The organism is Streptomyces sp. NPDC057743, from assembly GCF_042798755.1.
Lineage (GTDB): Bacteria > Actinomycetota > Actinomycetes > Streptomycetales > Streptomycetaceae > Streptomyces.
This window is the reverse complement of record NZ_JBHVJX010000003.1, coordinates 188,347-204,360: the sequence shown is the minus strand read 5'-3', so window position 1 is coordinate 204,360 and position 16,014 is coordinate 188,347. Positions and strand designations below refer to the sequence as shown.

Annotated in this window: 10 protein-coding genes; all 10 read right to left on the bottom strand. The window is 72.6% G+C overall.

The window, feature by feature from the left end; all coding sequences use genetic code 11:
- Positions 1–2: 2 nt before the first annotated feature.
- The 10 genes from ACFVFQ_RS04595 to ACFVFQ_RS04550 all read right to left on the bottom strand — a co-directional run bounded on the left by ACFVFQ_RS04595 (position 3) and on the right by ACFVFQ_RS04550 (position 15,978).
- Positions 3–1,229: an O-antigen ligase domain-containing protein gene (locus ACFVFQ_RS04595; RefSeq protein WP_383408962.1), complete on the bottom strand. Its 1,227-nt coding sequence runs from the start codon at positions 1,227–1,229 to the stop codon at positions 3–5.
- Between the two features lies 1 nt (position 1,230).
- Complete coding sequence (locus ACFVFQ_RS04590; RefSeq protein ID WP_383408544.1) at positions 1,231–2,763, bottom strand: right-handed parallel beta-helix repeat-containing protein; 1,533 nt, start codon at positions 2,761–2,763, stop codon at positions 1,231–1,233.
- A gap of 14 nt (positions 2,764–2,777) precedes the next feature.
- On the bottom strand, positions 2,778–4,763 hold the full coding sequence (locus ACFVFQ_RS04585; protein ID WP_383408541.1) for an alginate lyase family protein: 1,986 nt from the start codon (positions 4,761–4,763) through the stop codon (positions 2,778–2,780).
- Positions 4,760–6,937, bottom strand: a complete 2,178-nt coding sequence (locus ACFVFQ_RS04580) for a bi-domain-containing oxidoreductase (protein ID WP_383408539.1) — start codon at positions 6,935–6,937, stop codon at positions 4,760–4,762. Before ACFVFQ_RS04580 ends, ACFVFQ_RS04585 begins: the two co-directional genes overlap by 4 nt.
- Positions 6,938–6,963: 26 nt before the next feature.
- Positions 6,964–8,901 carry an asparagine synthase (glutamine-hydrolyzing) gene (gene asnB / locus ACFVFQ_RS04575; RefSeq protein WP_383408536.1) on the bottom strand — a complete coding sequence of 646 codons (1,938 nt, stop codon included), beginning with the start codon at positions 8,899–8,901 and terminating at the stop codon, positions 6,964–6,966.
- 3 nt (positions 8,902–8,904) lie between these two features.
- Positions 8,905–10,455: a Wzz/FepE/Etk N-terminal domain-containing protein gene (locus ACFVFQ_RS04570; RefSeq protein ID WP_383408533.1), complete on the bottom strand. Its 1,551-nt coding sequence runs from the start codon at positions 10,453–10,455 to the stop codon at positions 8,905–8,907.
- A complete protein-coding gene (locus tag ACFVFQ_RS04565) occupies positions 10,452–11,843 on the bottom strand; it encodes a Wzz/FepE/Etk N-terminal domain-containing protein (protein WP_383408530.1) in 1,392 nt (463 codons plus the stop codon). The genes ACFVFQ_RS04570 and ACFVFQ_RS04565 overlap by 4 nt, the downstream gene beginning before the upstream one ends.
- Positions 11,840–13,105 carry a glycosyltransferase family 4 protein gene (locus ACFVFQ_RS04560; protein WP_383408527.1) on the bottom strand — a complete coding sequence of 422 codons (1,266 nt, stop codon included), beginning with the start codon at positions 13,103–13,105 and terminating at the stop codon, positions 11,840–11,842. Before ACFVFQ_RS04560 ends, ACFVFQ_RS04565 begins: the two co-directional genes overlap by 4 nt.
- A complete protein-coding gene (locus ACFVFQ_RS04555) occupies positions 13,095–14,420 on the bottom strand; it encodes a nucleotide sugar dehydrogenase (protein ID WP_383408524.1) in 1,326 nt (441 codons plus the stop codon). The genes ACFVFQ_RS04560 and ACFVFQ_RS04555 overlap by 11 nt, the downstream gene beginning before the upstream one ends.
- Before the next feature lie 79 nt (positions 14,421–14,499).
- Positions 14,500–15,978: a sugar transferase gene (locus ACFVFQ_RS04550; RefSeq protein ID WP_383408522.1), complete on the bottom strand. Its 1,479-nt coding sequence runs from the start codon at positions 15,976–15,978 to the stop codon at positions 14,500–14,502.
- Positions 15,979–16,014: the final 36 nt, after the last annotated feature.

Sequence of the window (16,014 nt, the reverse complement as noted above, 5' to 3'; positions counted from 1 at the left end):
GGTCAGGCCACCTCCGGTCGCCGGGCCCGCCGCGGGGCGCGGCGTCGAGTAACGTCGGGCGTCGGTACGGGCGTTGCCGCGGCAGGCGCCGTCAGCAGCGAGGCGGCGACCGCCAGATGCAGCAGGTACGGCGAGGCGTCGCCCAGCCCGGCCTCGGTGTACGACGCGATCGCGCAGTAGCTGATCAGGAAGAGCGCGCAGGCCCTCGGCAGCGACGGCGGCCGCAGCAACGCGACGCCGCCCAGCACGAGAAGGATCGCCGCCACGAGGGCGATGCCGATCAGACCCTGCTCGTTGTAGACGGCCAGCCAGCTGTTGTCGATCGGCAACCCGCCGAACGACTTGTCGCCCAGGCCCACGCCGAACAACTGCTCCGAGACCGTCCGCTCCGCTGCCAGCAGGGCGTCCCAGACCTTGGCCCGACCGGTGAGGCTGGAGAAGTTCTCCTGGCTCTGCCCGCGCAGGAACCACGCCTCCAGCACGGGACCGAGCGCCACCGCGGCCACCGCGGCGCCCAGCACCGCCCAGCCGAAGAACCGGCGGGCGGCCGCGCTGGTCAGGAGGAGCGAGCCGATCGCCAACGCCAGCCCGAGGAACAGGCCGAGCGTGGCCGTCCGGGTATGGGTCAGCGCGAGCAGGACCGCTGACGGCACGATGACGACGGCCGCGCTGGCCCGGTCGGTCCGGCGGCCCAGGACGAGCAGCACGGTGAGCCCGATGATCACCGCGGCGTACTGCCCGATCTGCGGCGGGGTGAGCGGCCACAGCGCGCCGACGAGGCGCCCGCCGTAGAGGTCGGGCAGGGCCGCCCCCGGTGAGACCACCAGGCCGGCGGCCACCGACCCGAGCACCGCGAAGTACATCCGGACGTGGTGCCGGACGAACGTCAAGCCGCCGTCCCACCAGCGACCGAGCAGCCACAACGTGCCCACGAAGAGGCCCAGTCGGACGCAGCGGAACAACGCGCCGAACCCGGACGCCAGCTGCGCGCTGGAGAGCACGCTCGTCACCAGCAGCAGGGTGAGCAGGAACAGGAAGGCGCTGGGGCGGACGCGCAGGCGGCGATTGAGGACGAGCGCCAGCGCGAACGCGGTGACCAGCGCGCCCATGGTGACCAGTTGGATGAGGGAGCGGGGCAGCGGAACGATGGTCTTCGCCCCGGCGGAGCCGAGCGTGTTGAGGACCAGCAACCCCCAGACGATCCCGACGAGTTTCGGCGCCCCGGCCATCTCAACCACCGGCCCGTGGGTCGAGGGTGCTGCCCGCGTCCTGCTGGTACGGCGTGCCCTGCCACTGCCCGGAGTCCAGCACCCGGCTGGGATCGTGGGCGACGAATCGCCACGGTCCGAGGTAGACGTTGTCGTGCCAGCGGTTGTGCTGCTTGCCGGTGATCGCCTCGGCCACCCGTTCCCCCTGGTACGGCGACCAGTCCGGGTACGTGCCGTAGTTGGCCAGCACCGCCATCCGAGCGCACGTGGCCGGGCACGGGACGACGGACTCGTCCAGCACGAAGCGGTTGCCGTGGATGTCCACCCGCTGGGTCTTCCACCGGCAGTCGCCGTAGAGCGGTGCGCGGGCGATCGCCGGCGCCGCGCAGCGAGTGATGTCGTGCACCAGCAGGGTGCAGGCACCGGACGAGGTGTTGGCCGGGCTGTTGCAGAACCGGTCGGCGTTCTCCCACAGGGTGATCCCGTTCCAGTTGTTCTCCAGCACGTTCCGGTAGATCTCGATCTTGTCGGTGCGGGCCCGGATCCGTGGTTCGCCACCGGACTCGGACAGATAGACGGCTCCGAACGGAAAGCCGTCGCCGCGGTCGGCCGCCCGGCGGCCCTCGACCCAGTTGTTCCGCCGGATCGTGTTGGTGCGGATGACCGCGTTGTAGCTGGTCTCGTAGATCAGGGCGGCACCGTCGTTGCCCTCGATCAGGTTGCCCTCGATGCGGAAGTCGTTGTTGTTGGTGTCCGCCCACAACCCCGCTCCGCGGTTGTCGTGCACCCAATTGCCGTGTACCTCGGCGTGGTTGACGGCCCAGAACTTCGCGCCCCCGGTGCAGCCGCAGCCCGGCCGGCGCCGTTCCCAGTCGTCGGTGTTGTTGCCCGCGATCTCGTTGCCCTCGACCACCAGGTCGCCGGAAGGGCCGCCGTTCTTGTACGCGTTCAGGCCGTACTGCCCGTTGTCGCGCAGGCAGTTGGCGCGGACCCGCTGGTGGGCACCGGCCATCAGCCCGGCCCCGGAGTTGTCCCGGATCGTCGCGTGCTCGATCACCCACCCGTCGGCCGAGTCGTGGTTGACCACGCCCTCGTTCTGCGGCGCGACGAAACTCCGCACGGTCAGATAGCGAAGGGTGACGTCGCGGGCGGAACCGCCGAACGCGTACTGGTTCTTCGCCTGGCCGTCGAGCACCGCGCCCGGCGCACCGAGATAGCGGTCCCCTTCCTTGGGGATGACCTGGGCGTAGCGGTCCGGGTCGAGCCGGTGCCTGCCCGGGCGGAGCCAGAACGTGGTGTGCGGGGGGTTGTTCTTGGTCTTCGTCGCCACGTCACCGACCACCGCGGGATCGACCGTCACCGCGCCCGCCGGCGCCCGGGTCGGCCCGGCCGCGGGTTCGGCGCACACCCGGGCCACGGACGTGGACGGCGCCCCGGGCGCGGTGGGCGCGGCGGTCGGCCTCGCCCGGGTGTCGTGCGTGCCCGCACAGCCGGCCGCCGCCAGCAGGGCCAGCGTCAGCGGTGCCGCCGCCCACGCCCGGTGCCGCCAGTTCATCCCCACGCGCCCCCCTAGCCCCGGAACGTGAGCACGGTGGCGAAGCCCGCCGAGCCGTCGACGAAGCCGGTACCGACCAGCGTGGTGGCGGGTTCCCTGCGCCCGAAGCCGGCGGAGTACCAGCCCAGCATGGGGTATCCCCTGCTCGAAGAGCTCGGGGAAGGATCGGTCTCGCCGCGGTGCGCCCGCCAGCGCAGCTGCCCAGGCAGGTCGAGCACCGCCCGGCGGTCCTCGCCGTCCCGGGTCCAGGTGAGCACCGCCCGGGTGCCCGCCAGGTCCGCGGTGATCGCCGGACCGAGGTGGAACGCCAGGCGCGCCGCGGCCCGGTGCCGGCCGCGCACCTCGTCCACGATCCTCAACTCCGCGCGCGCGGCCGTCAGTTCCACCCGACGGCGGTGCACGAAGCCCCGGTACCCGTCGTGCTCGGCACACCAGCGGGCCGTCCCACCGGTGGCGGCGCCCGACGCGTCCGCGGTCAGGACCCGGCTGCGGGCGTGCCGGGTCCACAGGAACGGGCCGCCGGAGTCGGACTGGTCCTTGCCGTCCAGTTGCAGGGTGTTGTGGCCGAGGGTCGACCGGAAGTACTGCCGCCACGTGGGCTGCCCGTGGTAGCAGTACGTCCCCGGGTCGGCGAGCACATCGACCCCGTCGTGCCGGACCTCCACGGACAGCGCGTCCGCGTGGGCGTGTGCGGCGATGGACAGAAAGCCGTGCGGGCCACCGTCGCAACGGCACCAGACCTCCGCCGGTCCGCGCAGGAGGGTCATGCCGGCGTCGGCGAAGTGCGCCGGCCGGCTCGCCGGGCGGGCCACCTCCCGCGCCTCGGGCGTGATGAGCGCGGCCAGCAACGGGGTGCGCACATCGGTGCCGGTCACCGTCGGCCACCAGGCGAGCCGACCGAACACGGCGTCCCCGGTGGCCAGTAGAGAGGCCCAGCGGTCGGTGCCCGCGCCGTCCACGACCAGACCGTGACCGTCGTCCGCGTCCCCCTGGCGCGGCGGCCGCAGCCGGTTGTCCACGACGGCCGCGAGCGCGTCGGTCATCCGCAGCAGCACCAGCCGGACGGTCGCGGGGACCGGCACCCCGGCGGCGCCGGCCTCGGCAAGCGCGGCCAGGCCGAGCTCCAGCACGAGCCCGTGGTACTCCGTCGCCAGCTCGCGATTGAGGCCGGAGGGGAAGGTGTTGCCACGCAGGTGCCGTTCCAACGACCGCAGCGCCTCGGCCCGCCAGCGCTCCGACGACGGGAACCAGCCGAACGCGCAGGCCGCGGCGAACTGCCCGGCGGCCTCGGCGAGGACGTGGTTGTTGGCCGAGGACCCCCGACTGGGGAAGGCGGCCAGCCAGCGCTGGTGGTGCCAAATCTGCTGCAGCGCCACCTGGTTACCCTCGAACAGCCCGGCCGCGCCCGGCCAGCCGTCGAGCAGCCGGCGGATCCACACCCAGGACAGCAGCCGGATGCCCAGCTCGATCCCGCTGAGCCACTGCACGCCGCGCAGCGGTGGGTTGGCCGCCCACCACGACCGCAGGTGCTCGGCCACCCGCTCGGCGTACCGCTCGTCCCCGGTGACCGCGTAGGCGGCGGCGAGCACGGTGAGGTACTGATGCCGGGACAGCTCCCAGATCTGCTTGATGTCCCCGACCGCGTCCTCGTTCCGGTACGGCACGTCGAAGGCGTAGCCCCAGGGAGCCCGGCGCCCGGTCTTCGGGTCGTACCGCCAGTCCGGGTCGGCCAGGTCGTCGCGGACCACCCCGAAGAACTCCGCGTGCCCGGCCATCAGCCGGTCCGCCTCGGCGAGGAGACGCTTCGCGGCGTCCGGCGGCACCGCGGCGATCGCCCCGGCGGGCAGTACCGCGGTGAACCGGGCGCCGGTCACGCTCGGGCAGTGCGGCCGCGCCGACCGCCACCGCCGCCTGCGCACCGCGTCGCCCACCCGGCCGCCGACCTCAGCCGGCCCCATCCGGGATAGCCGCCGCAGATACCAGCCCGCGCTCATGCTCATCGCGCCCCCGCCAACGTCACCGGCGCGCCGGTGGCCAGACCGGTCCGCACGGCGAGGGTGGCCGCCGTGGTGGCGACCAGCGACTCCAGCGGCACCGGCATCGGCCCGCCGGTGCGCACGGCCCTGAGGAACGCGGCCAGTTCGGCGGACTGGCCCTTGTCCCGAGCCCTGGGCAGCCGGGAACTGACCCACCGCTTGCGGCGGCCGTCGTATACCGAGGCACGCACGAAGTCGTCGAGCCGCAACACCTTGCCGTCCGCGACCAGATCCAGCGTCTCCTTGGGGAAGCCGGCTGCGCCGGTGGTGAGGTAGCTGACGGTGGCGGTGGAACCGTCCGGGTAGCGCAGCACGATCTGCAGGTTCTCGTTGCCGGCCGTGACGACCGCGTACACCGAGACCGGGTCGGCCCCCAGCAGCCAGCTCGCGGTGTCGATGAAGTGCCCGCCCTCGCCCTCGAACCGCGTGCCCTCGGTGCCCTGTTGGAGGTACCAGCTGCCGTGCTGCAGCCGGCCCGCATTGACCAGGTAGCGCAGGCTTGCCGAGCCGGTCCGGGCGCCGAACCGCTTCCTGGCCTGGTTCAGCAGCGGCGCGAACCGGCGGTTGAAGCCCACCTGCAGCCGGTCGTTGCCGGACTCCTCCACCGCGGCGAGCACGCCCGCCAACTCGTCCTCGGTGAGGGCCAGCGGCTTCTCGACGAACACCGTCTTGCCGGCCAGCAGCGCCTTCCGGGTCAGTTCGGCGTGCGAGCTGTGCCGGGTGACCACGAACACCGCGTCGAGGGACGCGTCGCCGAGCACGGCGTCGAGGTCGGTGGTCGCCCCGGCGAAGCCGAACTTCCGCTGCGCATTGGCCGCGGACAGCGCCGTCGTGGTGACGACGGTCGACAACTCCACGCCGTCGCGCCGGGCCAGGTGCGGCAGCAGCATGGACGTCGCGTAGTTCCCCGCACCGACGAACGCCAGCCGCACCGGCGTCTTGGCGACCCGGGCCGGCCTCCGCCGCACGGTCACCGTGGGCATCGTGACCGTCGGGACCTCGGCTTCCACCTCGTGTCCGGGGTACCGGAACAGCACGGCCACGGCCGTCAACTCGCCGTCCTTCAGGCGCCGGTAGGTCTCGGCGGCGTCGTCGAAGGCGGCGACGTGCGAGACCAACGGCTCCACGTCGACGCGGCCGCGGGCGACGAGATCGAGGAAGCACGCCAGGTTGCGGCGCTCGGTCCACCGCACATAGCCGATCGGGTAGTCCCGCCCCTCCAGCTCGTACTCAGGGTCGTAGCGCCCGGGGCCGTACGAACGGGAGAACCGGACGTCGAGCTCCTTCTCGTAGTAGGCGTTCCACGGCAGGTCCAGGCGGCACTTGCCGATGTCGACGACCCGGCCGCGGTCCCGGCAGAGCCGGGCGGCCAGCTCGACGGGTTGGTTGCTGCCGCCGCCGGCGGCCAGGTACACCTGGTCCACGCCGTGACCGCCGGTGAGTTCGGCGACGGCGGCCTCCACGGCCGCGGACGCGGGATCGCCGCAGGCCGTGGCGCCCAGGCGCTCGGCGAGCCCGCAGCGCGCCGGATCGGGGTCGACGCCGACGACGCGGACTCCCGAGGCCACGAGGAGCTGCACCACCAACTGCCCGATCAGCCCGAGGCCGATGACCAGCGCCGCGTCGCCGAGCCCCGGCTCGCCGCGGCGCACGCCCTGCATCGCGATCGAACCGACGGTGCCGAAGGCGGCGTGCCGCGCCGCGAGGCCGTCCGGCACCGGGGCGTAGAGGTTCCGCGGCACCCAGTTCAACTCGGCGTGCAGCGCGTGCTCGTTGCCGGCGCAGGCCACGAGGTCGCCGACCTTCACGTCGTCGATCCCGGTGCCGACCCGCTCGACCACCCCGCACAGCGAGTAGCCCAGCGGCGTGTAGGAGTCCAGCTTGCCCATCACCTTGCGGTAGGTGGCGGGCACCCCGTTGGTGGCCACGCTCTGCATGACCTTGGCCACTTGGTCCGGCCGGGAACGGGCCTTGCCCAGCATCGACATGCCGGCCTCGGACACCTTCATGAGCTCGGTCCCGGTGGATATCAGCGAGTAGGCGCTGCGGACCAGCACACCGCCCGGCTTGCACCCCGGCACCGGCACATCGAGCACCGTCAACTCGCCGCTCTTGTAGTTCTGCACGACCTGTTTCACCCGAAGTCCCCTTGTTCCTCAGCCGTCTACATGCCGTCGAGCGAGCGCTCGGATCGGACCCCGGAGGTAGCGCCGCGATACCAGTACTCAAGGGTCAGCACATGCCACAGATGCTTGGAGTAGTCCCGTTGCCCGGCGGCGTCCTCGGCGACCATGCGCGCCAGGGCATCGCGGCGCAGCAGCCCGGAGTTGACGAGCACGCCGTCGTGCACCACCTCGCGCACCAGCGGCGCCAGGTCCCGGCTCATCCAGGCCCGCAGCGGGGCGCTGAACAGGCCCTTGGGCCGGTAGACGACCTCCCGGGGCAGGACCGAGGCGGCCGCCTCCTTGAGGACGGCCTTGCCCTGCCGCCCGACGATCTTGCGATCCCCGGGCACCGCGAACGCCGCCCTGACCACCTCGACGTCCACGTACGGCACCCGCACCTCCATCGACGCGGCCATGCTGGCGCGGTCCGTGTAGGCGAGGTTCAGGCCCGGCAGGAACATCCGGGCGTCGCCCAGGCACATGCGGTTGACGAAGTCGTCGAGGTCGTTGTCGTGATAGATGTCCGCGTGCTCGGCGAGCACCTCCTCGACCGCCCCGGCCAGGTCCGGATCGAGCAGGGCGAGCAACTCGTCCTGGTCGTACAGGGTGTAGCTGCGCCGGAACGCGGTCTCCTCCGGCAGCTCGGCGAAGGAGAGGAACCGCTTCGCGAAGCGCACCGACCGGTACCCCCGGCGGGACGTGGCGACCGGCAGCCGGTCCACCGCCCGGGACAGGCCGCGCCGCAGGGGCCGCGGGACGCGCTGGTAGCGCAGCGCGATCAGGTTGGCCAGGTGCTTGCGGTACCCGGCGAACAGCTCGTCGGCACCCATACCCGAGAGCATCACCTTGACCCCGGCCTCCCGGGCGGCCGAGCAGATCAGGAACGTGTTGATCGCGGCGGGGTCGCCGATCGGCTCGTCCAGGTGGTGGGTCATCCGCGGCAGCAGGTCGAGCACGTTCGGAGCGATCTCGATCTCGTGCAGGTCGATGCCGAACCGCCCGGCCACCCGCCGGGCATGGCGCAGGTCGTCCGGCATCGCCTCGAACCTGGCGTCCTCGGCGCGGAACCCGATCGTGTAGGCGGAGATCCCGGGCCGATCGCGGGCCGCCAGCGCGGTCAGGTAACTGGAGTCCAGCCCGCCGGAGAGGAAGGTCGCCACGGGCACGTCGGCGCGCAGGTGACGCCGGGTCGACTCCTCGACGACGGCCGCGACATCCGGCCGTTCGCCGGCCAGGGCCCGCTCCCGGCCCTCGGCGGCGACGTCCCGCAGCTGCCAGAACCGGCCGCGCTCCACCCGGCCGTCGGGCCGGCACCTCAGCCAACTCCCCGGCGGCAGCTTCTCCGCTTCGCGGAACGCACACCGTGAGTCCGGCACCCAGTAGTACAGCAGCGAGGCCACCAGCGCCGCATGGTCCACCCGCAGCGAACCACCGGCCGCGGCGGCGAGCGCCTTGAGCTCGGAGGCGAACGCCAGGCCCGCACCCCGCCGGAGCAGGAACAGCGGCTTGATGCCCAACTGGTCGCGGGCGAGCACCAGTTCACCGGTCCGCTCGTCGAAGACCCCGAACGCGAACATGCCGCGCAGCCGAGGCAGGCAGTCCGTGCCCCAGCGCCGCCACGCCTCCAGCAGCACCTCGGTGTCGGAGGTTCCGCAGAAGCGCACCCCGGCGGCCGCCAACTCGGCCCGCAGCTCGGGTGCGTTGTACAGCTCGCCGTTGTAGGTCAGGGCGAGGCCGCCCGAGACCATCGGCTGGGCGCCGGTGTCGGACAGGTCGATGATGGCCAACCGGCGGTGCCCCAGACAGACTTCGGCGTCACCGACGGGGTGGTCGTACCGGCCGGCCCCGTCCGGACCGCGGTGGGCGAGGGCGCCGGTGAGCCGGTCGGTGACGACCTTCCCGTCCGGCCATCGGTAAGTCCCTGCGATGCCACACATGTCCTACCGAACCTCCTGGTCGTTGTTGGGGACCCGCGTCCACATCGGTTGCAGCTCGACCCGCCGCCGGCCTCCCCCCACTGCCTCAACGGCGTGGGAGGTACCCCCATCGTTCTGCCGGGCCGGCCGCTCGCTCAGGCCGCGCAGCGCGGTCCCCAGCCCGTCCCACAGCGTGCCGTCGGTGCGGTCCCGCGGATCGGGGTCGATCAGCACCACGCCGATCACCGCGATGTGCTGGTCGGCGAGTTGGCGCGCCACGGTGTGCAGCCAGGCGGCGCTGCCGTGCCCGGCCCGCACGACGAGCACGGTCTGCGTACCGAGGTACTGGAGGTCGGTCCACGCGGTGCCGGTAGCGACCGACCCGACGCCGAACCGGCGTTCCTCGTGCGCCCCGGCCGCGGCACGCTCGCCGCTGACCACGGTCGGACCTCCCGGCTCCGGGCGGCGGCCCGCGAGCCGCGCGCCGGGCAGACCGTCGACGATGACCACCGGCCCGTCCGCCGCCAGGGCCCCGGCGAGGTCCAGGGCGAGCACGCCCGTGCTGCGCGCACAGCCCAGTTCCAGCAGCGACACCGGTTCCGTGGAGCCGCGCACGGTGCGGGCCAGGGACGTGACGAGCCGTTCGCGCGCCGCCCGGGTCCGACGGCGCCGCCACAACCGGCCCGAGCGGCGGGGCAGCTCCGCGATGACCGAGGCGCCGAGGTTCGCCGCGATGTCCCGGCGCAGCACCGGGCGGTCCGCCACCACCGTGCCGACCGCGGCCACCGCGAGTCCGAGGGCGAGTCCGAGGGCGAACCCGATCGCGGCGTTGGTGGCCGCGGCCTTGGGCAGGGAGTGCCGCACCGGGTGCGGGGCGTCCACGACCTGGGTGCCCGCGATGAGTTGGGGCGTGCCGAGGTGTGCCTCCGCGGCGCGTCGGCCGAAATCGGAGATCCGCGAGGTGAGTTCGGCCCGGCGGGCGAAGAGCGACTCCAGGTCCGCCGACGCCTTCGGCCCGCTCTTCGGCGACCCCGCTCCGATCGCCTTGTTGAGCTGGGCGAGTTCGTCCTGTGTGCGGTCACGCTGGTCGAGCAGGGACCTGGCCTCGGCGTCCGCGGCGCCCTGTATCCGCCGCACATGGTCCGCGACAAAGGCATCGGCCAGCGCCTTGGCGCGGGCCACCGCCGCCGCGTCGCTGTCGCCCGTCACATCGATCTGCAGCAGGTTGTTGGTCAGGCCGGTGCCCTGGTAGTCCCGCAGGAAGTCCTCCGGTTTCTCCGAGGACTTGAGGGAACGCAGCGCCATACCGGCGATCCGTGTGGTTCCCAGCAGCGCGACGTCGGTGCGGATCAGCGTTCCGGGGTCGTTCGGCTGGTCCTCCTGGTGTGCGACCAGCACCTTGGCCACCGCGGTCGGCGGCGTCGGCAGCAGGACCGCCAACGCCGCGCCGACCAGCAGCCCCAGCAGCGCCATGGAGCACCACAGGCGCCGCAGCCTCCGCACCGCCACCACCAGCGCGTGCAGGTCCAGCAGCGGAGCGGCGGCCGGCGACTGGGGCGTCGTACGCGTCGTCATCCGGCGCCCCCCGTCGCATCGGCCCGCACCGCGAGCGCCGGCGCGGCGGCATCCCGAGGACGGCCGGCAGACCGCGTCGGAAGGGCCCGGACCACGGAGGCGACGACGACGCCGACGACCTCGTGCTGGGCGTCCACACACGCCTCGGCGATGCCGGCCAGCTCCTCCCGGGTCCAGTTGCCCGCGCTGAGCACGACCAGGACACCGGACTCGTGGTCGAGGTCCGGCACCATCGGCCGGTCCACCGAAACCCCCACCACCCGCAGTGCGGGGTACCCCCGGCTCGAAGAGCTAGGGGAAGCATCGCCCTGGGCCTCCGCGACGAGCCGCCCGGCGGCCCGGCGGGCGATCTCGTCGCCGTACGGGACGATGACCAACAGTCTTCGTGGAGAAGGCAGTTGATCCCGCAGCCGGGCACACACCCGCCGGTAGCGGAACTGCCTGCCGGCCTCGTCGGCGGATGTCCGCGGGGTGGGGAGGTCCCACCGGACGTCGAGGCCGAGCAGCCACCGGATCCGGGCCCGCGGGCCACGGCCTGCCGGCCGGTGCGCGGACCGTTCGTCGGGTACGTCGACGGTACCCAGCAGCGCCGAACCGAGCGCCGCGGCGATCTCCGGTTCGGCGCGCAGGCGCCGACTCATGCGTGCGGCGGTGAGATGGCCGACGACCGCGAGCAGGAAGAACAGCACCGCCCCGGCCGCGATGAGTTGCCGTCGCGTCGGTGGTGCCTCGCCGGCCGGTCGGGTCGCCGGCCCCATGACGACCATGGTGGCCTTGGTGGTCGCGGGGGCGGCCTGGTCCAGCTTGTTGCTGGCCTCCTGCAGCGCGGTGCGCAGCTTCGCGAGCTCGGTGCGGGTCTGTACGCTCTCCACGGTCCGCCCCGGATCGGCCGCCTCGGACAGCTCGGAGATGCGGCGGCTGGTCTGCACCACCGCCTGCCGCAGCGCCTCGGGCCGCGCCGCCGCCTCGGGGTCGGCGCTGTCGCCCGCGAGCCGCGCGGCGAACGTGACGAACTGATGGACCAACTGGTCGGCGAGCTGCTGCGCCCGCCTTGGGGTGTCGGCCGTGCCCGAGACCGTGATGATGTTCCCGTCGGCGGCCTTGGCGCTCACCCGATCCCGTAGCCCGCTGCCCCCGGTCCAGCCGAGCGTGGCGGCCGCGCGGTCGACCACCGTCGAACTGGTCGCGATGTCCACCTGGGTCAGCAGCTCGCGCTCCTCCCACTGCCCCGGCAGCAGGACCGATGCCGATGCCGTGTAACGCGGCGGAAGCAGCAGCGAGATGCCGTAGCCGACGAGGGCACCCACCATGGCGAGGGCGGTGAGGAGCCGCCAGCGCCGACGGATTATCCGCCCGATCGTGACCAGGCGTATCGAGTCATCGCTCAACGGCGGGGCCTCTTCCCCGCCCGGTTCGGATCGCCCGCCGACACCGGAGTGCGGTCACGGCAGGCAGCTGAGTACGCGGCGAGCAGCGACGCCTGCGAGTTCCGCCAGGAGAGCGGCCCATTGATCCGCTCCTGGCCGATCGTGCCCATCCGGGCCCGCTTCTCCGGATCGTCGAGCAACTGCGCGATGAGCCGGGCGAATTCGGCCTCGTCGTCGGCGGGCGCGTAGACGGCGGCGTCACCGGCGGAGACCCGCGCCTCCCGGAGGTCGAACGAGACGATGGGTCGGCCCATCGCCATGTACTCCAGGACCTTGTTCATGGTCGACACGTCGTTGAGCGGATTGCGCGGGTCGGGGGAGAGGCACACGTCCGCGGTGGACAGGTAGCGCACCAGGTCGGCGTCCGGAATGCGCCCGGTGAACTCCACCTGCTCCGAGAGCCCGAGCCGCCGGGACAGTGCCACCATCGCGTCGAACGCGTCGCCGGCGCCGACGAACACCGCATGCCAGTCGGCCCGCCCGAGCCCGTCGCGCAGCTTCGCCAGGGCCCGCAAGGCGTAGTCGACGCCGTCCTGCGGGCCCATGACGCCCAAGTAGCACAGCAGATGGGGCTTGCCGCGCTTCAACTCCGGCTCCGGCGGCACCGGTTGGAACCGGTCGGTCTGCGGTGCGCTGCGCACCACGAAGACGTCCGCCGGCCGCTTGCCGCCACGGCGCACCGCAACGTCCCGGTAGCTCTCGTTCGTGGCGAGCACGATGTCCGCGGCGCGGTAGGTCCGCCGCTCCAGCGCGCACACGGCGCGGTAGAGCAGGTCCTCGCCGCGGTCGAACCGGGAGAGGTACAACTCCGGTACCAGGTCGTGCTGGTCGAAGACGAACCGCGCGCCGCGCCGCTTCAGCCACAGCGCCGGCAGGAACAGGAGGTCGGGCGGGTTGCAGGCGTGCACCACGTCGACCGGGCCGACCCTGCGGGCCAGCCGGGCCGTGTGCCACAACGCCGACCCGTACTCCCGCAGGTAGCCGGCCGGCCCTCCGGTGGCCGCGCGCAACGGGTAGCGGTGGATCCGCACCCCGTCGATCACCGCCTCCGGCTCGGTGTCCCGCTTCTCCCCCCGGGGACAGATGACGTGCACCACCCAGCCCGCGTCGCGCAGCGTCGTGCACTCCTGCCACACCCGCCGGTCGAACGGCACCGACAGGTTCTCCACCAGGACCAGCGCGCGCCGGGCCGGCGCGGCACCGCCGGTCGCGTTACCAGGCAAGGCCCAGGTACCCCGGTTCGGCCCGGCGCGCCGCGGCGTCGGGGAGGCGGATGAGGTCGACGATCACCGGGGCGCCGCCATGGGGCAGCGCCGACAGCACGGCCGGGTCCCTGGTCCCGACCAGACACACCTCGGCGTGCTCCAGCACCTCGTCGACGGAGTCCGCGAGCAGCTGTGCGAGGTGCGGCAGCCGGGTCTCGATGTACTCGCGGTTCGCGCCGAGCAGCCGGGAGAGGCTCACGTTGGCGTCGTGGATCCGCAGGTCGTACCCCTTGCCGAAGAGCGCCTCCGCCAGCTCGACGAGCGGGCTCTCGCGGAGGTCGTCGGTGCCGGGTTTGAAGGACAGTCCGAACAGGCCCACCCGGCGCTTGCCGGTGCGCTCGACCAGGTCCACCGCGCGCTGCAGATGGTCGGAGTTGGAGGGCAGCACATGGGCGAGGATGGGCACCGAGACATCGGCTCGCCGCGCCGCGTGGACCAGGCTGCGCAGGTCCTTGGGCAGGCAGGAGCCACCGAAGGCGAAGCCGGGCCGCAGATAGGCGGGGCTGATGTTCAGCTTGCGGTCGGCCAGGAACACGTCCATCACCTGGTGCGAGTCCACCCCGAGTGCCTGGCACACCGCGCCCAGCTCGTTCGCGAAGCCGATCTTGAGGGCGTGGAAGGCGTTGTCCGCGTACTTGATCGCCTCGGCCGTCGGGATCGGCACCCGGAACACCTCGCCGGGCAGGCCGTCGTAGAGCGCCGCCACCGCATCGCCGCTCGCCCGGTCGAGCTCGCCGATGACGGTCTTGGGCGGGGCGAAGAAGTCCCGCACGCTGGTGCCCTCGCGCAGGAACTCCGGGTTGACCGCGACCCCGATGTCCACTCCGGCCGTGCCACCGACGTGCTTCTCCAGGATCGGCACCAGCAGGTTCAGGCAGGTGCCCGGGAGCATGGTGCTGCGGAACACGACGGTGTGCCGCCCGCCACGCGCACCGCGCTCCGCCAGCGCGGCGCCGATCTGTTCGGTGACCCGCTCCAAGTACGTGGTGCACAGGCTGCCGTTGGGCTCCGACGGCGTGCCCACGCAGACCAGCGACACCTCGCTGCCCATGATCGCCGCGCGGACGTCGCCGGTGGCCCGCAACGCCCCGGTCCGCACGACCTCGGCGATGAGCTCGCCGATCCGCTCCTCGACCACCGGTGCCCTGCCGTCGTTGACCAGGTCGACCTTCACCTGGTTCACGTCCACCCCGATGACCTCGTGTCCCATGCTGGCCAGGCACGCGGCCGACACGCAGCCCACGTAGCCGAGCCCCAAGACGCTTATTCTCATGACGCGTTCCTCCCCCCAGGCAGGCCCCTTCGGCCTGCGGTCCGTGCGCCGGCCGTACGACGTCGTCGCCGCTCGCGCATCAGTAGGCCCCCTGTCCCTGGAGCACCGCGCGCAACGTCTTCCACAAGATCACCGCATCGAGGGCGAGCGACCAGTCCTCCACGTACCGCAGGTCCAGTCGGACGGCCTCCTCCCACGGCAGGTCGCTGCGCCCGCTGATCTGCCACAGGCCGGTGAGCCCGGGCTTGACCAGCAGCCGCCGTCGGATGTCCGGGCCGTACGCGGCGGACTCCTCCGGCAGCGGCGGCCGCGGACCGACGAGCGACATCGATCCGGTCAACACGTTGAAGAGTTGCGGGAGTTCGTCGAGGGAGTACCGGCGCAGCACCGTGCCCACCCGGGTCACCCGCGGATCCCGGCGGAGCTTGAACATCAGGCCCGCGCCCTCGTTGCGGTCGGCCAGTGCGGCCCGCGCCCCGTCGGCCCCGGCGACCATGGTGCGGAACTTGACGATGGTGAACTCGCGGCCGTCCTTGCCGACCCGACGCTGGCGGTAGAACGCCCCGCCCCGACTGTCCACCAGCACAAGCAGTCCGACGAGCACCATCAGCGGCGCGAACAGCATCAGCAGGAGCGCCGCACCCATCCGATCGACGACCTCTTTGACCGCCCGGTGCCCCCCGGTGAAGGTCGGCATGCTGACCCGCAACAGCGGGATCCCGAGCACCGCGTCGACATGCAGCCGCGGTCCGGCCACCTCCATCAGCACGGGTGCCACGACCATCTCGGCGTCGCTGCCTTCGAGGTTCCAGGCCAGCCGCTGCAGCCGGTCCGGTGACCAGTGCGGATCCGGCGTGACCGCGACAACGCGGTAGCCGTCGCGGTGGACCTGGCCCGCGACGTCCGTCAGCCGGCCGACGACCGGCACTCCGTCCAGTTGGTCACCGTCGCCCCCGAGACCGTCCGGCGTGCACACCGCCTCCACCCGCCAGCCGAGATGCGGGAACTTGCGGGTCCGGGCGATCAGGTCGTGCACGGTGGCCGGGCTTCCGGCAGCGAGCACCGGCCGCAGGCACCGCCCTTCCTTCCGCTGTCTGTGCAGCCACAGCCGCAGCAGATACCGCGCGGTCATGGTGACCAGCGCGATCGTGGGGATCGCGACGAAGATCCAGAGCTTGATGTTGCGCGAGGCGAGGGCTATTCCGCCGAGTGCCAGGACGACGGTCGCCGTGAACAGCGCACGGCCGAGCCGGCGGAACTCCTCGGCGCCCTGGCCGAGTACGGCCGGAGCCCACGACCGGCTCACCGCGAGCGCCCCCAGCACCAGCAGCTCGGTGCCGAAGGCGAGGATTCCCCACTTCTCGTGCCAGTTCGCCGCGTCCCGGGCCCCGAAGAACTTGCCGATCGCCGCCACGACGAAGGCGGTGGCCACCGTATCGCTGGTGATCACGGTACGGCGGTAGCGCTGCTCCCAGTCGTTCGCCGGCTGGTTGACTGCCCCGTTCTCCGGACGCCCGCGCGCCGATAACAACGGGCTGACCAATTCCCCCTGTTGCACAGATCCCCCCCCAGGTCGTCAGTGGTCTCACCGCAC